This window comes from Altererythrobacter litoralis (genome assembly GCF_036324225.1).
Classification (GTDB): Bacteria; Pseudomonadota; Alphaproteobacteria; order Sphingomonadales; family Sphingomonadaceae; genus Erythrobacter; species Erythrobacter litoralis_A.
This window is the reverse complement of sequence record NZ_JAZDQV010000002.1, coordinates 209,189-230,805: the sequence shown is the minus strand read 5'-3', so window position 1 is coordinate 230,805 and position 21,617 is coordinate 209,189. Positions and strand designations below refer to the sequence as shown.

The 21,617-nt window shown below is 64.2% G+C and carries 24 protein-coding genes and 1 tRNA gene; 12 read left to right on the top strand and 13 right to left on the bottom strand.

All coding sequences use genetic code 11. The features are described from left to right. Positions 1-84 precede the first annotated feature (84 nt). From rplT to VRS74_RS03005, 3 genes are all read right to left on the bottom strand, one after another. Complete coding sequence (gene rplT, locus VRS74_RS03015; RefSeq protein WP_354143762.1) at positions 85-444, bottom strand: 50S ribosomal protein L20; 360 nt, start codon at positions 442-444, stop codon at positions 85-87. Positions 445-470: 26 nt separating this feature from the next. Next, a complete protein-coding gene (gene rpmI / locus VRS74_RS03010; protein WP_354143761.1) occupies positions 471-674 on the bottom strand; it encodes a 50S ribosomal protein L35 in 204 nt (67 codons plus the stop codon). Positions 675-1,014: 340 nt separating this feature from the next. Then, on the bottom strand, positions 1,015-1,788 hold the full coding sequence (locus tag VRS74_RS03005; RefSeq protein WP_354143760.1) for an inositol monophosphatase family protein: 774 nt from the start codon (positions 1,786-1,788) through the stop codon (positions 1,015-1,017). An 88-nt stretch (positions 1,789-1,876) separates the two neighbouring features. Between VRS74_RS03005 and VRS74_RS03000 the strand changes: the two genes are divergently transcribed. From VRS74_RS03000 to VRS74_RS02990, 3 genes are all read left to right on the top strand, one after another. After that, positions 1,877-2,848: a helix-turn-helix domain-containing protein gene (locus VRS74_RS03000; protein WP_354143759.1), complete on the top strand. Its 972-nt coding sequence runs from the start codon at positions 1,877-1,879 to the stop codon at positions 2,846-2,848. A 74-nt stretch (positions 2,849-2,922) separates the two neighbouring features. Continuing rightward, on the top strand, positions 2,923-3,279 hold the full coding sequence (locus VRS74_RS02995) for a hypothetical protein (RefSeq protein WP_354143758.1): 357 nt from the start codon (positions 2,923-2,925) through the stop codon (positions 3,277-3,279). Further along, positions 3,227-3,850, top strand: a complete 624-nt coding sequence (locus VRS74_RS02990) for a helix-turn-helix transcriptional regulator (protein ID WP_354143757.1) — start codon at positions 3,227-3,229, stop codon at positions 3,848-3,850. Before VRS74_RS02995 ends, VRS74_RS02990 begins: the two co-directional genes overlap by 53 nt. On the opposite strand, the gene VRS74_RS02985 is transcribed toward VRS74_RS02990, so the two are convergent. Together VRS74_RS02985 and glpX are read right to left on the bottom strand one after the other, a co-directional pair. Next, positions 3,847-4,782: a ribose-phosphate pyrophosphokinase gene (locus tag VRS74_RS02985; RefSeq protein ID WP_354143756.1), complete on the bottom strand. Its 936-nt coding sequence runs from the start codon at positions 4,780-4,782 to the stop codon at positions 3,847-3,849. The two genes, VRS74_RS02990 and VRS74_RS02985, sit on opposite strands and share 4 nt — an antisense overlap. 126 nt (positions 4,783-4,908) lie before the next feature. Next, a complete protein-coding gene (gene glpX / locus VRS74_RS02980) occupies positions 4,909-5,904 on the bottom strand; it encodes a class II fructose-bisphosphatase (RefSeq protein WP_354143755.1) in 996 nt (331 codons plus the stop codon). A gap of 58 nt (positions 5,905-5,962) precedes the next feature. Here glpX and VRS74_RS02975 point away from each other — a divergent pair, with 58 nt between their 5' ends. Then, positions 5,963-6,625 carry a hypothetical protein gene (locus VRS74_RS02975; RefSeq protein WP_354143754.1) on the top strand — a complete coding sequence of 221 codons (663 nt, stop codon included), beginning with the start codon at positions 5,963-5,965 and terminating at the stop codon, positions 6,623-6,625. Here the strand turns inward: VRS74_RS02975 and VRS74_RS02970 are convergent. The 3 genes from VRS74_RS02970 to VRS74_RS02960 form a co-directional block, all read right to left on the bottom strand. After that, positions 6,585-7,895 carry a homoserine dehydrogenase gene (locus VRS74_RS02970; protein WP_354143753.1) on the bottom strand — a complete coding sequence of 437 codons (1,311 nt, stop codon included), beginning with the start codon at positions 7,893-7,895 and terminating at the stop codon, positions 6,585-6,587. The two genes, VRS74_RS02975 and VRS74_RS02970, sit on opposite strands and share 41 nt — an antisense overlap. Next, positions 7,888-8,307: an acyl-CoA thioesterase gene (locus VRS74_RS02965; RefSeq protein ID WP_354143752.1), complete on the bottom strand. Its 420-nt coding sequence runs from the start codon at positions 8,305-8,307 to the stop codon at positions 7,888-7,890. Before VRS74_RS02965 ends, VRS74_RS02970 begins: the two co-directional genes overlap by 8 nt. A gap of 82 nt (positions 8,308-8,389) precedes the next feature. Further along, positions 8,390-9,223 (bottom strand): hypothetical protein, encoded by an 834-nt coding sequence (locus VRS74_RS02960; protein WP_354143751.1) that lies wholly within the window; start codon positions 9,221-9,223, stop codon positions 8,390-8,392. Between the two features lie 364 nt (positions 9,224-9,587). Between VRS74_RS02960 and VRS74_RS02955 the strand changes: the two genes are divergently transcribed. The 5 genes from VRS74_RS02955 to VRS74_RS02935 all read left to right on the top strand — a co-directional run bounded on the left by VRS74_RS02955 (position 9,588) and on the right by VRS74_RS02935 (position 12,775). After that, positions 9,588-10,238: an energy transducer TonB gene (locus tag VRS74_RS02955; RefSeq protein WP_354143750.1), complete on the top strand. Its 651-nt coding sequence runs from the start codon at positions 9,588-9,590 to the stop codon at positions 10,236-10,238. 64 nt (positions 10,239-10,302) lie between these two features. Then, positions 10,303-11,058 carry a MotA/TolQ/ExbB proton channel family protein gene (locus tag VRS74_RS02950; RefSeq protein ID WP_354143749.1) on the top strand — a complete coding sequence of 252 codons (756 nt, stop codon included), beginning with the start codon at positions 10,303-10,305 and terminating at the stop codon, positions 11,056-11,058. A gap of 83 nt (positions 11,059-11,141) precedes the next feature. Then, positions 11,142-11,672: an ExbD/TolR family protein gene (locus tag VRS74_RS02945; RefSeq protein WP_354143748.1), complete on the top strand. Its 531-nt coding sequence runs from the start codon at positions 11,142-11,144 to the stop codon at positions 11,670-11,672. A 32-nt stretch (positions 11,673-11,704) separates the two neighbouring features. Continuing rightward, complete coding sequence (locus VRS74_RS02940) at positions 11,705-12,166, top strand: ExbD/TolR family protein (protein WP_354143747.1); 462 nt, start codon at positions 11,705-11,707, stop codon at positions 12,164-12,166. Between the two features lie 231 nt (positions 12,167-12,397). Then, positions 12,398-12,775: an ExbD/TolR family protein gene (locus VRS74_RS02935; protein WP_354143746.1), complete on the top strand. Its 378-nt coding sequence runs from the start codon at positions 12,398-12,400 to the stop codon at positions 12,773-12,775. 17 nt (positions 12,776-12,792) lie between these two features. Here VRS74_RS02935 and VRS74_RS02930 read toward each other — a convergent pair whose 3' ends face one another. From VRS74_RS02930 to VRS74_RS02915, 4 genes are all read right to left on the bottom strand, one after another. Next, positions 12,793-15,252 (bottom strand): ligase-associated DNA damage response DEXH box helicase, encoded by a 2,460-nt coding sequence (locus VRS74_RS02930; protein ID WP_354143745.1) that lies wholly within the window; start codon positions 15,250-15,252, stop codon positions 12,793-12,795. Between the two features lie 52 nt (positions 15,253-15,304). Continuing rightward, the gene (gene pgmG / locus VRS74_RS02925) at positions 15,305-16,708 is read right to left on the bottom strand and encodes a phosphoglucomutase/phosphomannomutase PgmG (protein WP_354143744.1); all 1,404 of its coding nucleotides are present in this window, start codon (positions 16,706-16,708) and stop codon (positions 15,305-15,307) included. Positions 16,709-16,778: 70 nt separating this feature from the next. Further along, a complete protein-coding gene (locus tag VRS74_RS02920) occupies positions 16,779-17,072 on the bottom strand; it encodes a molecular chaperone DnaJ (protein WP_354143743.1) in 294 nt (97 codons plus the stop codon). Beyond that, positions 17,072-17,881 (bottom strand): division plane positioning ATPase MipZ, encoded by an 810-nt coding sequence (locus VRS74_RS02915; protein ID WP_354143742.1) that lies wholly within the window; start codon positions 17,879-17,881, stop codon positions 17,072-17,074. The genes VRS74_RS02920 and VRS74_RS02915 overlap by 1 nt, the downstream gene beginning before the upstream one ends. 85 nt (positions 17,882-17,966) lie before the next feature. On the opposite strand from VRS74_RS02915, the gene panC reads away from it, so the two are divergent. After that, positions 17,967-18,821 carry a pantoate--beta-alanine ligase gene (gene panC / locus VRS74_RS02910; protein ID WP_354143741.1) on the top strand — a complete coding sequence of 285 codons (855 nt, stop codon included), beginning with the start codon at positions 17,967-17,969 and terminating at the stop codon, positions 18,819-18,821. Between the two features lie 143 nt (positions 18,822-18,964). Further along, positions 18,965-19,702, top strand: a complete 738-nt coding sequence (locus VRS74_RS02905) for a helix-turn-helix transcriptional regulator (protein WP_354143740.1) — start codon at positions 18,965-18,967, stop codon at positions 19,700-19,702. Between the two features lie 193 nt (positions 19,703-19,895). Here the strand turns inward: VRS74_RS02905 and VRS74_RS02900 are convergent. Continuing rightward, positions 19,896-19,969: transfer RNA gene (locus VRS74_RS02900), tRNA-Gly, on the bottom strand. A gap of 151 nt (positions 19,970-20,120) precedes the next feature. Between VRS74_RS02900 and VRS74_RS02895 the strand changes: the two genes are divergently transcribed. Further along, complete coding sequence (locus VRS74_RS02895; RefSeq protein WP_354143739.1) at positions 20,121-21,617, top strand: CoA-acylating methylmalonate-semialdehyde dehydrogenase; 1,497 nt, start codon at positions 20,121-20,123, stop codon at positions 21,615-21,617.

The following is a 21,617-nucleotide window of genomic DNA, read 5'->3' as shown; positions in this document are numbered from 1 at the left end:
TGCCGGAGCGGCATGGAATTTACAAATGGAAAGGCGCCGGAAGTTTCCTCCCGACGCCCCCAAAACTAACAGTCGGTATCGACGTCAGGCGGGCAGAGCGCCCTTGGCCTGAGCGATCACAGCCTTGAATGCGCCTTCCTCGTTCATGGCGAGGTCGGCCATTGCCTTGCGGTCGAGTTCGATGCCGGCGAGCTTGATGCCGTGCATGAACTGCGAATAGGTCAGCCCTTCGGCGCGGACAGCCGCGTTGATGCGCTGGATCCAGAGCGCGCGGAAGTTGCGCTTCTTGATCTTGCGGTCGCGGTAGGCGTACTGGCCTGCCTTTTCGACCGCCTGGCGGGCAACGCGAATGGTGTTCTTGCGGCGGCCGCGAAAGCCCTTGGCCTGTTCCAGCAGCCGCTTGTGCTTGGCGCGAGTGGTCACGCCGCGTTTGATGCGAGGCATATCAGATTCTCCTTAAACCAGCGCGCTCAGTCGAGCCCGTAGGGGGCCCATTTCTTCACCGTCTTGGTGTCGGCTTCCGACAGAACAGTGGTGCCGCGGTTGGTGCGGATATACTTCGCATTGTGGCTGATCAGGCGGTGGCGCTTGCCGGCGACACCATGCTTGATCTTGCCAGTGGCGGTGAGCTTGAAGCGCTTCTTCACACCGCTCTTGGTCTTCAGCTTGGGCATTTTCATCTCCTAGTCAGAGACACGTTCGAACCGGCCCTGGCAGCCCTTTCAGCCAGGCAGGCGACTTGATTCGTGTCGATGAAGCGCGCGCAATTAACGGATCGGGCGCAGAATGCAAGCGCGATGCCGATCCCAGCCGCTCGGTTCCAGCGGGCATGCGCTGGACGATGCGACACATGCGACACTGTCTTAAGAAGAAAAACTCGCCCGTCCTGCCCGCCCCTTCACGGAGTGCGAGTCCGGCGGATCTGGCGGGCGGCATGGCGATCATGCGGCGACATTGGCAAGCGCGCGCCAAGTAGGAAAGCCGGGATGGAACCTTGCCGCAGGTTGCGCGATATCAGGCGTGCATCGCTTCGAGCACGTCCTCGAGCCGCGCCGGATCGCCGATCGCCAGCACTTCGCCCGTGCTGTCGGCATTGAGCGGGTCGCCGTTCCAGTCGCACATGATGCAGCCCGCCCCTTCGACCACCGGCACGAGCGCGGCGAAATCGTGCAGCTTGAGCCCCGCTTCGCACACCACATCGACATGGCCCGATGCGACCAGCCCGTAATTGTAGCAATCGCCGCCCCAGATGATCTTGCGATGAGCCACCGCGCCCGCAAGCTTCATGAAAGGTTCGACCTGCTCGCCCGAGAACAAATGCGGGCTGGTGGTGGCGAGCACTGCATCGCCCAGCTCGCGGCAGGGCGAGCCATGGACCGGCGTGCCATTGAACATGGTGGCCTGCCCCGCTGCGCCGATCCAGCGTTCACCCAGGATCGGCTGGTCGATCACGCCCAGCACCGGCCAGCCATCCTCCATCAGCGCGATCAGCGTGCCGAAGATCGGGCGCCCGGCGATGAAGCTGGTGGTGCCGTCGATCGGATCGAGCACCCATTGCCGCCCCGCGCCCGGGTTGCGGTTGCCATATTCCTCGCCGATGATCCCGTCGGCCGGGAACTCGCGTTCGATGATGGCGCGCATGGCGGCCTCGGCGGCGCGGTCCGCTTCGGTCACGAAGCTGTGATCGTCCTTGCGCTCGTGCGACCATGCGCCGCGATAGAGCGGGCGGATCGCATCGCGGGCGGCTTCGGCCAGGCGCTGGGCGCATTCGATATCGGATGAGTTCATGACAATTGCCTTGGTTGGCGATATGGAGTGACGCAACGGGTCGCGCAACACCTCCTTCCGAATTGACAGGCAAGGGTCGGAAAAGAAAATGGGGCGCGAAGGCAATCGTCTGACAACAAGCCTCGGCTTGCGTTCGCTGCTGGGTCATACCGCGGCGGGTGAGCCGCTGTCATTGAACCGCGCGCCATGCGAAGAACTCTCGCCCTGGGTGGCGCGGGTTTACGCGGTGCAGGTGGAGGCCGAACCCGATCACATAATCCATTGCGGGCTGTGCGCGGATACCCCCGTGCTGCGCGTGCTGCTCGACGGCGACTGGACGGCCGAAACGCGCGACGGGTTCGGGCGCTATCGCAGCTGCGCGATGTTCTTCGGCCCTCAAACGCGCAAGATGCCGGTGACAGTGAGGGGTAGTTTCGCTGCGGTCGGCGTGGCGCTCAAGCCCGGAGCGGTCGCCGCACTCAAGGGACCAAAGGTCGCCGACATGCTCGACCGGGCGATCCTGTACGACCATATCTATGGCGACCAGGAATGGGGCACCAGCGAGAAGCTGATCGAATGGTTCGACCCGTCCAGCCCGCCCCAGCGCTGGCTGCGCGTGGCGGAGATCCTGGTCGGCGACCTGGTCGAGCGCACGGGAGGGGCTCACCCCGATCCGATCGTGGAAGCTTTCGACAAGGCGGCCTTCGCCAATCCCAACATGAATATCGGCGATTTCGCGGATGAGCACGGGATCGAGCGGCGCAGCTTCGAACGGATGATCAAGCGCGCCTATGGCCAGACTCCCAAGCGCGTGCTGCGGCGGGCACGCGTGCTCGACATTGCGGCCAATTTGCGCGGAGTGGCCGACGATGCCGAGGCCGAGGAACTGGCGCTGCGCTATTACGACCAGTCGCACATGATCCGCGAGTTCGTGGAGTTCTTCGGCATGACCCCGAGACAGTTCGTCAACACGCCGCAGCCGATCATGACCAAGACACTCGAAGCGCGACAGGCGCGGCGGCTGGAAGTGCTGGGGCGGCACGATCCGGCAGAACGCTATCCCTGGCGTCGCGGCGACTAGCCCCGCGCTTCGAATCCGATTCGACCGGCCAGTTTTTTTGCGCTAAACATCGGAAAAATGTGGGGTTGCTCTCAATGGCTGCGGATTGGGAAGGCGAACACTGGCACCATAAATACGCGCCGAAGTCGGGCACTTCGCGCGACGGCATGCCGCTGTCGATCAATCGCGCGCCGGCAGACGACCTCCAGCCGTGGGTCGCGCGACTCGTCGCCGCCAAGATCGAAGCCGTCCCGGGATCGCTGATCCGCTGCGGCATGTGCACCGACCTTGCCTATGCACGCATAATCCTGCGCGGCGACTGGGCCGCCACTTCGGCTGACGGGACCCAGCATTATCGCGACGAGGCGCTGCTGTTCGGGCCCGGTGATGGCGATAGGCGTGGGGCTAAGGCCCGGGGCGCTGCCAATACTGACCGGCCGCGCGTCGGATGAACTGGTCGACCGCATCGAGCGCACCGATCCGTTGCACCTTGTCGAGCACGACCTGTTTGCCGAATATTCGCCCAGCGACGACCCCGAGCAATGGCTCGAACGGATCGAGGAAATGCTGCGCCGCCGGATCGCGGAACTCGCGCCAGCCCATCCCGACAGGATTTCGACCGCGTTCGAACTGGCCGGCTTTTCCGATCCCAACATGGTGCTGTCGGACTTCGCCGAGCTCCAGGGGATCAGCCTCAGAAAGCTCGAACGCATGGTGAAGCGCGATTTCGGCCTCACCCCCAAGCAGGTCTTGCGGCGTGCCCGCGCGCTCGACATCGCCGCGCAAATCTGTGGCGTGGCCGACGATGCGGAAGCCGATGAGCTGGTCTTGCGCTATTTCGACCAGTCGCACCTGATCCGCGAGTTCGCGGCCTTTTTCGGAACCACGCCCAGCGCGTTCCGCGCTTCACCGCGGCCGCTAATGACGCTCAATGTCGAAATTCGCCAGGCGCGCCGGCTGGAGGAACTGGATCGCCTGAGGCCTGGGCAAACGCGCCCGTGGTTCCATGGCGACGACAGCTAGTCGAACAGCGAGCTGACCGAGCTTTCGTCGGCGATGCGGCGCACCGCTTCGCCGATCAGCGGCGCAATGGTGAGCACACGGATACGCTGCGACTGCTCAGTCGCTTCGGTCGGGCGGATCGTGTCGGTGATCACCAGCTCTTTCAGCGCCGAACCGTCGACCCGCGCCACCGCGCCGCCTGACAGCACGCCATGGGTGATATAGGCCGCGACGCTCACGGCCCCTGCGTCGAGCAGCGCCTGCGCCGCATTGCACAGCGTGCCGCCCGAATCGACGATGTCGTCGATCAGGATGCAATGGCGCCCCTTCACATCGCCGATGATGTTCATCACTTCGCTTTCGCCGGGGCGGTCGCGGCGCTTGTCGACGATGGCGAGCGGGGCATTGTCGAGCCGCTTGGCCAGCGCGCGGGCGCGCACCACGCCGCCCACGTCGGGGCTGACGACCATCAGGTCCTGGTCGCCGTAACGCGCCTGGATATCGGCGGCCATCACCGGCGCGGCATAGAGATTGTCGGTCGGGATATCGAAGAAGCCCTGGATCTGCCCGGCGTGGAGATCGACCGCCAGCACGCGGTCCGCCCCGGCGCGGGTGATAAGGTCCGCCACCAGCTTGGCCGAGATCGGCGTGCGCGGGCCGGGCTTCCGGTCCTGCCGTGCATAGCCGAAATAGGGCACCACCGCCGTGATCCGCTTGGCCGAGGCGCGCTTGAGCGCATCGATGCAGATCAGCAGTTCCATCAGATTGTCATTGGCCGGGAAGCTGGTCGGCTGGACCAGGAATACGTCTTCGCCGCGCACATTCTCGTGAATCTCGACGAACACTTCCTCGTCGGCGAAGCGCCGCACGCTGGCATCCGTCAGCGGAAGTTCGAGATAGGCGGCGACCGCGCGCGCAAGCGGCAGGTTCGAATTGCCGGACATGATCTTCATCGCGCTGTTCCCCTTTTGCCGCATGGCGAATCGGGCATGCGGGCCTGCCGCGGGCTTAGCCGAGCGTCATCACATTGCAACAGAGCGGGCCGCGGCTTTTCCATAGCCGGCCCGCCGGTCGTGCCGTCAGGCGATGCGGTGTTCGCCGCGAATCCAGCGGACCGTTCCCGAACTTGCCCGCATCACTACGCTGTGGGTCGTCATCTTGCCGCCGCGCAGCCGCTTGACGCCATCGAGCAGCGAGCCCGAAGTGACGCCGGTGGCGGCAAAGATGCAGTCGCCCTTGGCGAGGTCTTCCAGCTTGTAGATGCGGTCGAGGTCCTCGATACCCCAATTGCGCGCGCGCTTCTTCTCGTCCTCGTTGCGGAACACCAGCCGCCCGTTGAACTGGCCGCCTACGCAGCGCAGCGCCGCAGCAGCGAGCACGCCCTCGGGCGCGCCGCCCTGCCCCATATAGAGGTCGATCGTCGTTTCAGGGTCGGTCACCGCAATCACCCCGGCCACGTCGCCATCGCCGATCAGCACGACGCCGCATCCGATCGAGCGCAACTCGGCGATCAGTTCGGCATGGCGCGGGCGGTCGAGCACGCAGACGATGATCTCGTTCGGCTCCACGCCTTTGGCCGCAGCCACCGCCTTGACGTTTTCGGTCGGACTCTTGGCAAGGTCGATAATGTCGGGCGGATAGCCCGGCCCAACCGCCAGCTTGTCCATGTAGACGTCAGGCGCGTTGAGCAGGTTCCCCTCGTCCGCTGCCGCCAGCACCGCGAGTGCATTGGGCCCGGCCTTGGCGGTGATGGTCGTGCCTTCGAGCGGGTCGAGCGCGATATCGATCTTCGGGCCGCGACCGGGCGCGCCGCCCACCTTCTCGCCGATATAAAGCATCGGCGCTTCGTCGCGTTCGCCTTCGCCGATCACCACGGTGCCGTCCATATAGAGCGTGTCGAAGGCCCGGCGCATGGCCTCCACCGCGGCGGCATCGGCAGCCTTCTCGTCCCCGCGCCCCACCATTTGCGAAGCGGCGATCGCCGCGGCTTCCGTCACACGGACCATTTCGAGCACGAGAACGCGGTCGAGCACGCTGTCGCCAGCGGGCTTCTTTGCGAGGATATCGGTATTCATGTGCGATTCAGTCCCAAAGGCAAAAGGTTTGGCGGCGCTTAGACACAAGGAGTGGCGCTTGTCGAGCATTGCGCCGGTTCCAGCCTGCAATTCACCCCAGCCCTGGAGGCAGGCATGGTTTGCCGCTGCGCTAACACTGGCGCTGGCGGGCCCGGCTCAGGCGCAGCAGGCCGAAGGGGGGAATCCCCAGGGAAGCAGCGCCGATCCGCTCACTGCGGCGCGCAGCGCCTATGGCCCGCCGCCGGAAGTGGAAGATTGCTCGGCCGAGCAAGAGGCTGCGATCATTTCGGGCGAGATCATAGTGTGTCGCCGAAAGCAGGACACGAGCGAATATTTGACCGGGAGCCGAGAGGAGTCGCAGAGTCGCTACGCGCAGGAAACAATGTATGCCAACGATCCGCAGGCGCCCGATGTCGCCGGGCCGGGCATATTCCGCGGGCCAGCGACAGTCGGCAGCCTGTGTATCCCGGGACTGCAGAAGTGCCCGCCACCACCTGCGCTGATGATCGACGTGACAGCACTGCCTCAGGCTCCGCCGGGTTCGGACGCTGACCGCATCGCCAACGGGTTGCCACCCCTTGGTCGCGACACGTCGAAGCCGCCGCCCGAGCTGGTTGCCGAACTGGGCCTGCCTGTGCCCGGCGAAGCGAGCGCGGAAGCCGAGGCGGAAAGCCCAGGCGCTAGTCAGGCAGGATCGGAAGAACCAGAGGCTGGGCAGTAAGGCTGTCTGAACCTTCGAGCAGTGCGAGAGCCTGCGTCACGCAACGTTCGGGCCCTTCATGCGTGACCATCGCCACCAGCACGTCGCCGCCGTCATCCGATCGCGCCTTCTGGATCAGGCTTTCGATCGAAACCCCGGCATCGCGCATGGCCGCCGCGATCTCGGCCAGCACGCCCGGGCGATCCGCCACGGTGAACCGCAGATAGGTCCGCTCCATCCGGTGCCCCGGCTCGGCCGGCGCCATCTTGGCAAGGCTCGCGACCGGGATCGAGAAGGGCGCACCCACTTCGTCGCGAGCGATATCGATCAAATCGGCCACCACCGCGCTGGCGGTCGGCCCTTCACCTGCACCCGCGCCCTGGAACAGCAAGCGGCCCGAGAAATTACCTTCCGCCACCACGGCATTGGTCGGCCCGTCGACGCTGGCAAGCGGGTGCGATTTGGGAACGAGGCAAGGCCGCACGCGCTGCAGCAGGCGCGGCGCGCCGCTTTCGTCGGGTTCGACGTCGGTCATCGCGATGAGCCTGATCACATAGCCTAGCGTATCGGCCTGAGCGATGTCGGCTGCTTGCACCCGGGTGATGCCGGTGGTTCGCACTGCATCGAAATCGATCCGCGCGCCAAAGCCGATCGCAGCAAGAATCGCCAACTTGTGCGCCGCGTCGATCCCTTCGATGTCGAAGGTCGGATCGGCTTCGGCATAGCCCTTGGCCTGCGCTTCGCCGAGCACTTCGGCGAAGTCGGCCCCGGTATCTTCCATGGTGGAGAGGATATAATTGCAGGTGCCGTTGAGGATGCCGTAGATCCGCTCGAGCTTGTTCGCGGAAGTGCCTTCGCGCAGGCCCTTCACCACCGGGATCCCGCCCGCAACCGCGGCTTCGAACTTGAGCGCAACGTCCCGCGCTTCGGCGAGTTCGGCCAACGCCAGCCCGTGATGGGCGATCATCGCCTTGTTTGCGGTGACCAGCGGCTTGCCTGCACCCAGCGCTGCCCGCGCCAAAGTCAACGCCGGGCCGTCCGAACCGCCGACCAGTTCGACCACCACGTCGACATCGTCGCGCTGCGCCAGCGCCGCCATGTCGTCTTCCCAGCCATAGGGAGAAAGGTCGATGCCGCGTTCGCGATGGCGGTCGCGCGCGCTCACCGCGACCAATTCGATCGGTCGCCCGGCGCGGGCGGCAAGCAGGTCGCGATTGGTGTCGAGCAGCCGGATCACCCCGACGCCCACCGTGCCGAGCCCGGCCAGCCCGATGCGAAGCGGATCAGGCATGGGCCACCTCTGCGCTGGCAAATCCATAGGCGGCGCGAACTTCGTCTTCGATGCGCAGCGGCTTTCCGGTGGCGAGATCGACCCTGACCTGGACCAGGCGGATGTCGGCGCGGTGGCTGCCATCGTCCGCACCATGCAGCGATACCAGCATGGTCATGCTGGAATTGCCAATATGCTCGACCGTCAGCCGTCCTTCGATCAGTTCGTCATGACGAATCGGAACAAGGTAGTCGACTTCCGCACGGCGAACATGGAACTCAAGGTCACCGGGCAGGTCGGCGGTGCCGCGATCGCGAAAGAATTCGGTCACCAGCACATCGGCATATTCGAGATAGCGCGAGTTGAAGACGACCGACTGCGGGTCGACTTCGGCATAACGCACGCGAAAGACATGGCGGAATGGATAGCTCATCGCCGCTGCCTCTAGCGCGAGCGACGGGGGCGAGGGAACCACTTTGTCTTGGGGCGGCGCTAGTTGGGCTTGGCCCCGGCAATCACAACGTTCGTGCGCAAGGCCCCAACTCGCCCATCACCAGTGCATAGTCGCGCGCGGCCTGCGCGCGTGCAGAACCGTCGTTCGACAGGTTCGCTTCATCGGGCAGGCGGGGCGGCAGTGCACAGGCAAGCCGGTACCATGCGATCGTCTCGGGCGCGGGCGGGCGAGCGGACTGGTCGATGATCTCGCCCCACGAGACGCCCCATGCGGGCTGGCGACCGGGCCGCCGCAGCACAGTGATCGAAACCGGGGCGCCCGCTTCGGTCTTGAGGAAAATCTGCGTCTCGGATTCGCCCGCAAGATTGCCGGGCACGGACAGCGCGTCGCTGATCCCCGTAACCACCGGCGGCGAATCGGTTGCAGCGAGCGCCGAAAGGACTGGGCGCAGCCGCGCTTCGAGCTCGGGCGAATAGGCGAGCTGCGCCGATTCGCTGACCAGCTGCAATTCGCCGGGCCGCCCCTGGACCGTCCGCGCGAAAAGCAGCACCTGCTGCTTGCGCAGCTTGGGCACCTTGCCGCGCGCGTCGAGCGGCACATCCACGAGGTAACGCAGCTGCGCGCCTACCCCGCTCGTCCCCGCGATCAGGGCTAGCGTATCCGCCTCGATAAAGAGCCGCGCGAATCCCGGTGCGACTCCCGTCGCGCGCTCCGGCTCGAGCGCGATCTGGCGCCGAATCTCCGCGCGCAAGACCAGTTCGGAAGTGTCGGCGAGATCGACCAGGTCGGCATAGGTCAATTGCGCCTCGCGGGATTCGGGCGGAGCCGGAACCTGTGCCGAAACCGCCAAGGGAAGCATTGCGAGGGAAAGAGCCAGAATCTTGATTTTCAACATTTATATCGCCTCGCATGGGAGCTGGAATGCCACCGATTACCTTCGCCGCGCGCGGTTCGTCCACGCATGGCTAAAGCGCTCTAATAGCAGACAATCAGGCCTGAATCTGAAATTAACCGATAAAGCGTTTGCCTGAGCTTGGCTTGCCCGTTAAAGCGCCGGACTTGAGCCCGGCTATGTTGGGGACAAAACAAGTCAGGCTCTTATTGCGGGTCGCATCGCTGCTAGCTCGCAATGCCTCCGGGTCGGTCGACTGCCGCCCGGTCAGGGAGGAAATGGAGTTCAAGGCTCCGCAAACCGTCGTTTGCGGTCGCCTAACTGTCGGGCTTCGGCCTGACAAAGTGAATGGAGAGAAAGCGACTGGATGGCTTACGCTGACCAAACAACAAGCGGCAACCGGATAGTCTCCATCATTCTGGTGGGACTAATTCACGTAGTTGTCGGCTATATCTTCATCAGTGGCTTGGCGATTGAAGCGGTGAAGAAAGTTGCCGAACGTGTGACCACGATCGACATCGAAGAACCGCCGCCGCCCGAGCCCGAGGATGAACCGCCGCCGCCCGAGCCGCAACAGCAGGCTCCGCCGCCGCCCGTGGCTCCGCCGCCGCCGATCAATATCGCGCCGGCACCGCCCCCGATTCAGACGAGGCCCACGATTCCGCCGCCGGCTCCGCCTGCGCTGGTCGTGCCGCCGCCGGCTCCGCCCGCACCGCCTTCGAGGGCGCGCGGCGCAACCCCGGACAACCAGCGTCGCTGGGCTGCCCGCATCCAGGAAAACTATCCCTCGCGCGCCCTGCGCGAAGAGATTCAGGGTACGGTCGGCGTCAACGTGTCGATCAGCCCGGATGGACGTGTGTCCGGTTGTACCGTTGCACGGTCGAGCGGCTCGTCGATCCTCGACGAAGCGGCTTGCCAGGGGATGCAGCGCTATGCGCGGTTCAACCCTGCGCTTGACGCAGCCGGAAACCCGACCACCGGTCAGTACTCAACCAGCATTACCTACCAACTGAATTAGGCCGCGCGGCTTCGCACCAAGCCTAAGGCCCTTTGGGGACAATTTTTTAAGAGGACTATTCGCAATGACTATCGAACTTCTTGCCGCAGCTGCCGACGTGGCGCCGAACCAGTTTGGCTTCTTGGAAGCGATGGAACAGGGCGGCCCCGTCGCCTGGTTCATTCTCACGATCATGATCATCATGAGCGTCGGTTCGTTCTACATCCTGATCACCAAGCTCTTCGAGCAAAACAAGATCATGAAGCAGTACCGCACCGAAGTGGCGGCCAAGTTCTGGCAGGCCGGCTCGCTCAAGGACGGCGCGACCAAGCTCGAAAAGAACAGCGCATGGCGCCAGGTCGTCGACGACGCCCTCAAGGCTGAAGACGAGCACGGCAAGATGACCGACAAGCTCGAAGCCCATGACTGGATGCACGGTTCGCTGCAGCGTTCGCAGGACTCGATCAACGCCAAGCTCGCTGGCGGCCTGCCGTTCCTCGCCACCGTCGGCGCGACCGCACCGTTCGTCGGCCTGCTCGGCACCGTTATCGGGATCTACCGCGCGCTGATCAACATCGGCATCGCCGGTTCGGCCTCGATCGACAAGGTCGCCGGCCCGGTCGGTGAAGCACTGATCATGACCGCGATCGGTCTGTTCGTGGCTGTGCCTGCCGTGTTCGCCTACAACTGGCTGCAGGGCCGCAACCGTCGCATCGCCGAGCACCTGTCGGCTTTCTCGACCGACATTCTTGCTAACCTGAGCTCGAATGGCGCCGTTCGCCCGGCTGTGAAGGCAGCTGCTGCCAAGCCCGCAGGCGCCCCGGCGGCTCCCAAGGCCTGATCGCTGTAGATGACCGGGGGCGGCGCCAACGCTGCCCCCGCCATCCACAACCCTCGGCGAAGTTTTACGGATAGGATTTAGCAATGGCGATTTCGATGGGAGGCGGGGGCGAGACCCCGATGTCGGACATCAACACCACGCCGCTCGTGGACGTGATGCTGGTGCTTCTGATCATCTTCCTCATCGCGGTTCCGGTGGCGATCCAGACGATCGAGAAGCTCGAGATTCCGGTGATGGAATCGGTAGAGTCGAAGGATAAGGTCGAAAACCTTCTCCTTACCGTCAGCACCACCGACGCGGCCGGACGTAGTGCCGGCGAGCCAGGCTTCGAAGGTGCATCGCGCAGTGGCGAATGCCGCGTCTACTTCAACAACATCACCCCGGTGACGTCGGAGCAGCTCTACGACCAGGCATTTGCGCGTCTCGATGCAATCGTGACCCGCGCAGGTGGCCCCGAAGCAATCATGGAAGACCCCGACCAGATTCCCCAGGTGCACATTCGCGGCGACGTGAACGCACCGTGGCGCTGTGTCGCTGGTGCGATCTACAATGTGCAGGCCGCTGGTTACCCCACGGTCGGCTTCATCTCGAACCCGGTCGAGCCCGGGATCTGACGCACCTAGAAAAGAAATAGGAGACTACGCCCATGGCAATGTCAGGTGGCAAAGACGATGGCTCGCCGATGATGGAAATGAACATGACGCCGTTGATCGACGTCCTGCTCGTTCTCCTGATCATGTTCATCATCACCATCCCTGTGGCGACGCACTCGGTCGATATCGACCTTCCGCAGCCGAGCCCGATGGACAATCCTCCGCCGATCGACCCGATCAAGAACAAGCTTGTTCTGACGGCCGACAACCAGGTTCTGTGGAATGCGCAGCCCGTCACTCTCGGCGAACTGGTCACGCTGCTGCAGGACACGCTGGCGATCCAGCCTGAGCCCGAGCTGCAGTTCGAACCCGAAGCGCAGGCGAGCTACGAGCTCTCGGCCAATGTGCTGCGCATCATCAAGGCGTCGGGCGTCACCAAGTTCGGCTTCGTCGGCAACGAGAAGTACCGCTCTTTCGGCACCGGCGGCCCCGGGGCGGTTGGCGGCCAGCAGTAAGACTGCAAGCCAAACACATATCGAAGAAGGGGCGGAGCGATCCGCCCCTTTTTTATTGCCCGGTGCGGATCGGCAAACAAGCTCAAGGCCCTGATCCAACGGCCATATTGCCAAGCGAATGTGATATGTTATGTTGTTACATCGCTCGCGCAGAGCGGGCGTGCAATCGGGAGAAATGCCATGCCATACGCCTTGCGCCGCCGCCCGCCACCCTCGCGACCGCTGAGCGACATGAACGTAACCCCCTTCATCGATGTCCTGCTTGTGTTACTGATCATGCTGATCATGGCAGTGCCCATGGCAACGCATGTGACCGAGATCGACCTGCCCAGCGGCCCGGGGCCATTCATACCGAATGATATCGAGAACACCGTGGCGATCGATGCGGCCGACCAGCTCTACTGGAACGGCAATGCGGTTAACCGCGACGATTTGTCGCGCATGGTGCAGGCGGCCACTGCATTGCCGCGCGAACCCCTGCTGCGCTTCGAACCCACTGGCTCTGCCAGTTACGACGCCTCGGCGAAGACCATCGCGCTGATCAAGGATTCGGGAGCCACAAGGTTCGCCTTCGTAGGCAACCATCTGCACAAGGACTTTGGGAAATAGGTGCTGGCGGGAAGCGGCTAATCCTCTGCCGCTTCCCGCACATCCACCCGCATCGCCTCGCCCGCCAACGTTTCGGCCTCCAGCAACAGTTCCTCGTCGATCGCGCCTTGTGGCACCGCTTCGCGCCCGATCATCGTCATCACCGGCACAGCCAAAGGGCTCACCCGGTCGAGTTCGACATGAACAAGTTCGCGGGCAGAGCGTTCGAGCAAATCCGCCAATCGTCCTACGTCGGTCATTCTCGCGCGCGCATCGGCCCAGGCCGCCTCGAGCAACACATGGTCAGGCTCGTACTTGCGCAGCACATCGTAGATCAGGTCGGTCGAAAAGGTCACTTGCTTGCCGCTTTTGCGCTTGCCCGGATGTTGCCGCTCGACCAGCCCGCTGATCACCGCAACTTCGCGGAAGGCACGGCGCAGCAAATGCGATTCCTGCACCCAGTCGACGAATTCATGCTCGAGGATATCGGGCGAAAGCAGTGGGGCCGGATCGGTCACCGGCTTCAGCCCCCACACTGCGAGCGAATAGTCATTGGCAACGAATCCGCCCGGCTGCAGCCCGCGATCCTCCATCCGCCGCGTGATCAGCATGCCCAGGCTCTGGTTCGCGTTCCAGCCTTCGAACGTGTAACAGACGCTGTAGTGCTTGCGCTCGTGCGGAAAGCTCTCGACCAGCAACATGCCCGGCCCCGGCATCCGGCTGCGCCAATCCTGCACTTCCAGCCATTCGCGCACATCGTCGGGGAAGCGCGCCCAGCCCGCCCGGTCGACCAGCATCTCGCGCACCCGCGCAGAAAGATGCGTCGTCAGCGGCATTCGCGCTCCGCCATACGACGGAATGGTGGCGCTCTTCTTCGCGGCGCGCACTACCACGTCCATGTCCTTGAGCTGTTCGACCTCCAGGCTCATTCCTGCGAAGAAGAATGTATCGCCCGGCGAGAGCGTCGCGGCGAAGCGTTCTTCCACTCGCCCCAGGCTGCGCCCGTTGCGGAACCGCACGGTGAGCATTTCGCTATCGATGATGATCCCTGCGTTCATGCGGTGGCGCTGGGCATGTTCGGGATGGGTCAGCCGCCATATGCCATCCCTGTCGCGAACGATCCGCTTGAACTTGTCATAGGCCCGCAGGGCATAGCCGCCGTTCTCGACGAAGCCGAGCACACGCTGCCAGTCATCGGGCGTGACCCAGCTATAGGCCAGCGTGGAACGGACTTCGCCCAGCAGCGCATCTTCCGCGAATGGCCCCGCGCAGGCGCATGCCATCACATGCTGCGCCAACACGTCGAGCCCGCCCGGCCGGAACTCCTCGCCGTCGCGCTGGCCTTCGTCGACCGCATCCTTGGCCGCGGTCGCTTCGAGGAATTCGAAGCGGTTTCCCGGCACAAGGATCGCACGGCTGGCTTGATCGAGCCGGTGATTGGCGCGGCCGATCCTTTGAAGCAGGCGCGAAGAACCCTTGGGCGCGCCCATCTGCACCACGCAATCGATATCGCCCCAATCGACGCCAAGGTCGAGGCTAGCGGTACAGACCAGCGCCCGCAACTCGCCGCGCGCCATCGCGCCTTCGACATTGCGCCGCGCCTCTGCCGAAAGGCTGCCGTGGTGGATGCCGATAGGCAGCTTGTCCTCGTTGACGTCCCACAACAGCTGGAAAATGAACTCGGCGAGGAAGCGCGTGTTGGTGAAGACCAACGTGGTCCTGTTGCGCTTGATCGTGTCATAGAGCTGCGGGATCGCCCAACGCCCCGCATGCCCGCCCCACGGCACGCGCTCTTCGAAGGGCAGCAGGATTTCGACCTCGGGAGCGGCGCCCTGCTCGCCTTCGACCAGCTCGACCGTATCGACATCGCCCCAGGGTGCGAGCCACCCGCGAAAGCCTTCCGGATCGGCCACTGTGGCGGAGAGCGCCACCCGCTGCATATCGGGCGCGATTGCCTGCAGTCGGCTGAGCGACAGCGCGAGTAGGTCCCCTCGCTTGCCGGTGGCGAAAGCGTGCACCTCGTCGATGACGACCCGCTTCAGCCCGCGGAACATCTCGAAGCTGTCGGGATAGCTGAGGAGGAGGGAAAGGCTTTCCGGCGTGGTCAGCAAGACATGCGGCGGCTTCACCCGCTGGCGCTTCTTGCGTTCGGCTGGCGTATCGCCGCTGCGCGTTTCGACGCGGATCGGCAGGCCGATCTCTTCGATCGGCGTGAGGAGATTGCGCTGCACATCATGCGCCAGCGCCTTGAGTGGCGATACATAGAGCGTGTGCAGCCCCTCAGGCGGGGCAGCACCATCCAGCCGGGATGCACAGAAATCCGCCAGCGTCGGCAGGAAACCCGCCAGCGTCTTGCCCGCGCCGGTATCCGCCACCAGCAACGCGTGCTTGCCCGCATCCGATGCGGCGAGCATTTCCCCCTGGTGCCGCCGCACACGCCATCCCCGCCCGGCAAACCAGGCGGTGACTTCGTGTGGGACCGGGTGCAATGCGTTCACACTCCGCAAGGAAGCAAATCGTGCGACCCGTGGGAAGCGATAATGACGGGCCCTAGTGCCCCACGCTCTCGCCGCGTTCGAGCCCGCTCAATGCCAATTGCTCGTCAATCTGCGCCAGCAGGCGAGCAAGCCCTTCCTCGCTGTCGCTTTCGGCGCGGGCGACCAGCACGTCCTGCGTGTTCGATGCGCGCAGCAGCCACCAGCCGTCATTGGTGGTGACGCGCACCCCGTCGGTCGTGTCGGCCACGGCATCGCTTTCGGCGATCCGCTGCGCAATCTCGCCGATCGCGGCAAACTTGCGGCTCTCGTCGACCTGGAAGCGCAACTCCGGCGTGTTGAGCATCGCAGGCATCTCGCCGCGCAGCTGCGTGACCGACTTGCCCAGCCGCGCGCTGGCGGCAAGCAGCCGCACACCGGCATAAAGCGCATCGTCAAAGCCGTAATAGCTGTCGGCAAAGAACACGTGGCCGCTCATCTCGCCCGCCAGCGGTGAGGAAACTTCCTTCATTTTGGACTTGATCAGCGAATGGCCGGTCTTCCACATCAGCGGGCGCCCGCCGCATTCAGCGACGCGATCGAACAATGCGCGGCTGGCCTTCACATCGGCGATCACCGTCGCGCCGGGATGCGATTTCAGCACGTCCTCGGCATAGATCATCAGCAACTGGTCGCCCCAGATCACGCGGCCCTCGCCATCGATCGCACCGATCCGGTCGCCATCGCCATCGAAAGCCACTCCGAAATCGAGCTGCTTCTCCGCGACGAGCGCCTTGAGGTCGGCCAGATTGGATTCGACCGTGGGATCGGGATGATGATTGGGGAAATTGCCATCGACTTCAGTGAACAGCAGGTGATGCTCGCCCGGCAAGCGCGCGGCGAGCTTCTCGAGTGCGGGGCCGGCAGCGCCATTGCCTGCATCCCAACCGACCTTGATGCCGGACAGCGCGCCCGGATCGATCCCGGCGAGACCTTGCAGCAGACGCTCAACATATTCGTCGAGGATTTCATGCTCCTCAACGCTACCATTGCCGTTGCCCCAGGCCCCGCGCGCCGCAAGGTCGCCCAGCAGCTGGATGTCCGCCCCGAAGAACGGACGCCCCTGGAATACCATCTTGAAGCCATTGTAATTGGCGGGATTATGGCTGCCGGTTATCTGAATGCCGCCGTGCACGTCCTCGGCTGAGGCTTCGGCGTAGTAGAGCATCGGGGTCGGGCCCATGCCAACCCGCACCACGTCGCAGCCGCTGGCGGTGAGCCCTTCGACCAGCGCGTGTTCGAGCATCGGCGAACTTACCCGCCCGTCATAGCCGACCGCGACCTTGTGCCCCCCCGCTTCGCGCAGCAGCGTGGCGAAGCCGCGCCCAATCGCGCGCGCGTCATCGGGGCCGAGCGTTTCGTCGATGATCCCGCGGATATCGTATTCGCGCAGAACGGTGGGATGGAATTTATGTGCCATGTGTAACGCCTTGAAATCTTGCAGCCGGGCCTAAGCCAGCCGCATTTGCCCTGCAATCGTGCCAATCGAACTACGACGGAATTTCGGGTGGCAGTTCTGCCAGCAACAGGTCGCGCGCGGCATTGGCCTCATGCACCTGCTCATTGGTTCCGCCGCGATCCGGGTGGACCATCGCCACCAGCCTTTTGTGCGCTTCGACGATCTGCTGCCGCTTCGCGCCCGGAGCCACCCCGAGCAATTGCCGGGCCCGTTCGACCGCGCGCTGCCGCGTGGAGGCGCCGCGCAGGTATTCCCACGGCCAGCGGCCGAAGATGAGCTTGCACCCCAGCGACAGCAGCGCCGCGATGACCAGCAGGCGCAGCATCAGGCGAGCTCGAGCCTTGGCTGCGGCGGGATGAATTCGGGCAAGGCCAGCGACTTGACCAGTTCGCGCAATTCCTGCCGCGCGACGAGGTGGCTGGTGCCGAGTTCGCCCAGATGCCCCTTGTCGAGTAGCGTCAGCCCCGAAGGGAACAACTCGCGATAGATCACGCGTTCGGAAAGGCCCTGCGCCACGCGGAAGCCGACCCGCTTCGAAAGCTCTGCCAGCGCCTGTTCGATACGCGCCATGTTGCGCGCTTCGACATGGCCGGTGCGGTTGCGCACCACCACCCAGTCCATCTGGCGGCGTTGCTGTTCGATCGTTGCGCGGCTGCGCTTGAGCCGCGCTTCCCAGATCAGCTCGGCATAGAAGCTCAGCCGCTTGACCTTGAAAGTCTCGCCTTCGACCTGCCCGATCAGGTCGAAGTCGACGAAGCTGTCGTTCATCGGCGTGACCAGCGTGTCCGCCTCGGTCGCGGCATGGCGAGCAAGCGGATCGTCGCGCCCCGGCGTGTCGAACACGACATAGTCGGCGTCGGCCCCGAGTTCGGCCACCAGCGCCTCGAGCCCGTCGACATCGCCTTCGAAGACCCGGCATTCCGCACTCGGCAAAGCCACCTGGCGGCGCTGCGCCGTATCGGTCCGATTCTCGAGATAGCGCGCCATGGTGCGCTGGCGCTGGTCGAGGTCGATCGCCACCACCCGCGCCCCGCGATAGGCCAGCGCGATCGCGATATGCACCGCCGTGGTCGACTTGCCGGTGCCGCCTTTCTCATTGGCGAAGACGATCCGGTGCGGGAGCCTGGCGGACATTTCTGGCGGGGCCTTTCGATCTGCTTGTATCGCCCGGCAGTCGGGCGCTAGGGGAGGGAAAATCCATATCGGAGGGGCTGCCCGCGTGCAAACCGCCACTACGCTCGACATGTTGAGAAATGCCCAGGCCGGGCTGCGCGCCGGGGGCGGCAGCGTAGCGCTCGTCCCGACCATGGGCGCGCTCCATGAAGGGCACCTGACGCTGGTGCGCGAGGCGCGCAAGGCATGCGATCACGTCATCGCGTCGATCTTCGTCAATCCTACCCAGTTCGGCCCGAACGAGGATCTCGACGCCTATCCGCGCCAGCTGGCCGAGGATTCGGCCATGCTTGAGGCGGAAGGCGTCGCGCTGCTCTGGGCGCCCGGGGTCGAGGCGATGTATCCATCGGGCTTCGTAACTTCGATTTCAGTCAGCGGCGTAAGCGACAATTTCTGCGGAGCGGCACGCCCGGGCCATTTCGACGGCGTGGCGACAGTGGTGTGCAAGCTGTTCAACCAGGTCATGCCTGACAAGGCCTTCTTCGGCGAGAAGGACTACCAGCAACTGGCAGTGATCCGTGCGATGGCGCGCGATCTCGACCTCACCCGGCCGCATGTGCAAGACATCATCGGCGTGCCGACCGTACGCGAGGCTGACGGGCTCGCAATGTCGAGCCGCAACCGCTACCTTTCTCCAGAAGACCGCGCCAATGCGGCTGCGTTGCCGCGCGAAATGAAGGCCGCGATCGCCGCGATCGAGGCTGGAGCCGATGTCGGCAATGCGCTGGCCACGCTCGAACGCAGGCTGGTCGAGGGCGGTTTCGCTTCGGTCGATTATGCAGCGCTGGCCGATGCGCAATCGCTCGCACCGCTCACCAGCCTGCCGCCAGCTCCAGCCCGCCTGCTGGTTGCCGCCCGGATCGGCGGAACCCGCCTGATCGACAATATGGCGGTTGGCTAGCCAATCCCTGTTTGGCCCCGTCGAGATAGTTGGTAAACACCCTGTTAGGAGTTTTGAAAGCAAGGCGCATAAGCCTTGGTTCAAACCGAGGGGATTAGACGAGGCGGATGACGAACGACTCGCGCCTTGAATATTGGGAGGCCATGGCGAAGATCGCGCAGGCGCGCACGCTCGTCGCCTTCCGCCGCGCGATCTACGAAGTGCTCAAGGCGATCGAATTCGGCGGCGTCTATTTCGTCGCCCCTGTGGTGGCTGACCGGCGTGTGGGCCGCGTGTTTTGGAACGTCGGCTTTCCCAAGGAATGGGAGGCCGCCTACAAGCAGAGCGGCCGCTGGGACGATCCCTTGCCCAACCTTGCGCTTAATCGCGGCAACGCCTTCCGCTGGTCTGATGCAGGAACGATCGCTTGCCTCGACGAATGTGGATTGGCCTATCTCCAAAGACTCGACGAAGTCGGGATGGGCGAAGGCGTGGCGGTGCATTGCACCGGTCCCTATGCACGATCGGGCTTTGTCGGTGTCGGCATGCCGAGCCATCCGGAAGCGCTCGACGATGCAATGGTGCGCCAGGTCCAGGTCGCGGCGCAGTTGTGTTTTCACCGCTATTGCGACCTCGTCGGCGCCTTCAAGGAGGAAGTGCCCGACCTGTCGCAACGCGAACTCGACGTGATTCGCTGGATCGGCGAAGGAAAGAGGAATGCCGTGATCGCGGAGATCCTCGGCATCTCGAAGAACTCTGTCGACAGCTATGTGAAGCGCATTTTCGCCAAGCTCGACGTATCCGATCGCACGGCTGCGGCGGTGCGTGCGGTGTCGCTGGGATTGATCGCGCCGGGCAAGCATTATCGCGAAGCTGCGCACCGCCCGCGCTGGCTTACCTGACAATTTTCCACTGCCCCCCAATTGAGGGACAAGCCAAATCGAACCGCCCCCGCTAGAGGCGGTTAAGAAATGGCATCAGAGCCTTTCGGGTTCCAAGCCGGGCATCACCAGAAGAACTGGGCGCCCGGATTTTTCTTTTCTGAATCAGAGGCTTGGAATGATGGCTGACAGCCGGCGTGCTCGGCGCGAGAGCTGGAGCGGGTGAAGGGAATCGAACCCTCGTCGTCAGCTTGGGAAGCTGCTGCTCTACCATTGAGCTACACCCGCACGCATCGCTTGCGGCAGGGATGCGCCATTGGCACAATCGGCGCTCGCCGGTCAATCGCAATCACCCCTTGGCAGCCCGCAATCGGACAGCGCCCTTGCAAGAGGCGTGCCTGCGCGCCATTGGGTCTGCTGAAGGAGAGACTCAGGACTCATGCGTCAGATTGATCATTTTATAGTCGGCGGCGCTGGCCCGTCTTCTGGCCGCAAGCACCAGGTATGGAACCCCTCTACGGGTGAGGTGCAGGCCGAGGTTGCGCTGGGCGATGCGGCGCTGCTGCAGCGTGCGGTCGAAGCGGCGAAGGCGGTGCAGCCGGCCTGGGCCGCGACCAATCCGCAGAAGCGCGCGCGGGTGATGTTCGAGTTCAAGCGGCTGGTCGAAGCGAACAAGCAGGCGCTGGCCGAGATGCTCGCAAGCGAGCACGGCAAGGTGGTCGAGGATGCGCATGGCGACATCCAGCGCGGGCTCGAAGTGATCGAATATGCCTGCGGCATCCCGCAGGCGCTGAAGGGCGAGTATACGCCGAGCGCAGGGCCCGGGATCGACGTCTATTCGATGCGGGTGCCGCTGGGCATCGGCGCGGGGATCACTCCGTTCAACTTTCCCGCGATGATCCCGATGTGGATGTTCGGCATGGCCTGTGCTGCGGGCAATGCCTTTATCCTCAAGCCCAGCGAGCGCGATCCCAGCGTACCGGTGCGGCTGGCCGAACTGTTCCTCGAAGCAGGTTCGCCCGAAGGCGTGCTACAGGTGGTGCATGGCGACAAGGAAATGGTCGATGCGATCCTCGACCATCCCGATATCGCGGCGATCAGCTTCGTCGGCTCGTCCGACATCGCGCACTACATTTACTCGCGCGGCACCGCGAACGCGAAGCGGGTGCAGGCCTTCGGTGGCGCGAAGAACCACGGCATCGTGATGCCCGACGCCGATCTCGACCAGGTGGTGAACGATCTGGCCGGTGCGGCCTTCGGCTCGGCGGGTGAACGCTGCATGGCGCTGCCGGTGGTGGTTCCTATTGGCGAAGACACTGCCGACAAGCTGCGCGAAAAGCTGATCCCGGCGATCAACGCGCTGCGCGTGGGTGTGTCGACCGACAAGGACGCGCATTACGGCCCAGTCGTCACCCCCGAGCACAAGGCGCGGGTCGAGCAGTGGATCACCACTGCCGAGCAAGAGGGCGGCGAGATCGTGATCGACGGACGCGGCTTCAGTCTGCAGGGGCATGAGAAGGGCTTCTTCATCGGCCCCACGCTGATCGACCGCGTGACGCCGCAGATGAAGAGCTACCAGGAAGAGATCTTCGGCCCTGTGCTGCAGATCGTGCGTGCGAAGGACTTCGAGGACGCGCTCAAGCTGCCGAGCGAGCACCAGTATGGCAATGGCGTGGCGATCTTCACCCGCAACGGCCATGCCGCGCGCGAGTTCGCGAGCCGGGTCAATGTCGGCATGGTGGGGATCAACGTGCCGATCCCGGTTCCGGTGGCCTACCACAGCTTCGGCGGATGGAAGCGCTCGGGCTTCGGCGACATCGACCAATACGGCATGGAAGGCCTCAGGTTCTGGACCAAGACCAAGAAGGTCACCCAGCGCTGGCCCGACGGCGGCGGCGACGGATCCAACGCCTTCATCATCCCCACAATGGGGTGA

Bases quoted from the DNA above. Each gene is read 5' to 3' on its own strand.
- rplT (WP_354143762.1), bottom strand. From the start codon at position 444: ATGCCTCGCATCAAACGCGGCGTGACCACTCGCGCCAAGCACAAGCGG.
- rpmI (WP_354143761.1), bottom strand. From the start codon at position 674: ATGCCCAAGCTGAAGACCAAGAGCGGTGTGAAGAAGCGCTTCAAGCTC.
- VRS74_RS03005 (WP_354143760.1), bottom strand. From the start codon at position 1,788: ATGAACTCATCCGATATCGAATGCGCCCAGCGCCTGGCCGAAGCCGCC.
- VRS74_RS03000 (WP_354143759.1), top strand. From the start codon at position 1,877: ATGGGGCGCGAAGGCAATCGTCTGACAACAAGCCTCGGCTTGCGTTCG.
- VRS74_RS02995 (WP_354143758.1), top strand. From the start codon at position 2,923: ATGGCTGCGGATTGGGAAGGCGAACACTGGCACCATAAATACGCGCCG.
- VRS74_RS02985 (WP_354143756.1), bottom strand. From the start codon at position 4,782: ATGAAGATCATGTCCGGCAATTCGAACCTGCCGCTTGCGCGCGCGGTC.
- glpX (WP_354143755.1), bottom strand. From the start codon at position 5,904: ATGAATACCGATATCCTCGCAAAGAAGCCCGCTGGCGACAGCGTGCTC.
- VRS74_RS02970 (WP_354143753.1), bottom strand. From the start codon at position 7,895: ATGCCTGATCCGCTTCGCATCGGGCTGGCCGGGCTCGGCACGGTGGGC.
- VRS74_RS02965 (WP_354143752.1), bottom strand. From the start codon at position 8,307: ATGAGCTATCCATTCCGCCATGTCTTTCGCGTGCGTTATGCCGAAGTC.
- VRS74_RS02960 (WP_354143751.1), bottom strand. From the start codon at position 9,223: ATGTTGAAAATCAAGATTCTGGCTCTTTCCCTCGCAATGCTTCCCTTG.
- VRS74_RS02955 (WP_354143750.1), top strand. From the start codon at position 9,588: ATGGCTTACGCTGACCAAACAACAAGCGGCAACCGGATAGTCTCCATC.
- VRS74_RS02950 (WP_354143749.1), top strand. From the start codon at position 10,303: ATGACTATCGAACTTCTTGCCGCAGCTGCCGACGTGGCGCCGAACCAG.
- VRS74_RS02945 (WP_354143748.1), top strand. From the start codon at position 11,142: ATGGCGATTTCGATGGGAGGCGGGGGCGAGACCCCGATGTCGGACATC.
- VRS74_RS02940 (WP_354143747.1), top strand. From the start codon at position 11,705: ATGGCAATGTCAGGTGGCAAAGACGATGGCTCGCCGATGATGGAAATG.
- VRS74_RS02935 (WP_354143746.1), top strand. From the start codon at position 12,398: ATGAACGTAACCCCCTTCATCGATGTCCTGCTTGTGTTACTGATCATG.
- pgmG (WP_354143744.1), bottom strand. From the start codon at position 16,708: ATGGCACATAAATTCCATCCCACCGTTCTGCGCGAATACGATATCCGC.
- VRS74_RS02920 (WP_354143743.1), bottom strand. From the start codon at position 17,072: ATGCTGCGCCTGCTGGTCATCGCGGCGCTGCTGTCGCTGGGGTGCAAG.
- VRS74_RS02915 (WP_354143742.1), bottom strand. From the start codon at position 17,881: ATGTCCGCCAGGCTCCCGCACCGGATCGTCTTCGCCAATGAGAAAGGC.
- VRS74_RS02905 (WP_354143740.1), top strand. From the start codon at position 18,965: ATGGCGAAGATCGCGCAGGCGCGCACGCTCGTCGCCTTCCGCCGCGCG.
- VRS74_RS02895 (WP_354143739.1), top strand. From the start codon at position 20,121: ATGCGTCAGATTGATCATTTTATAGTCGGCGGCGCTGGCCCGTCTTCT.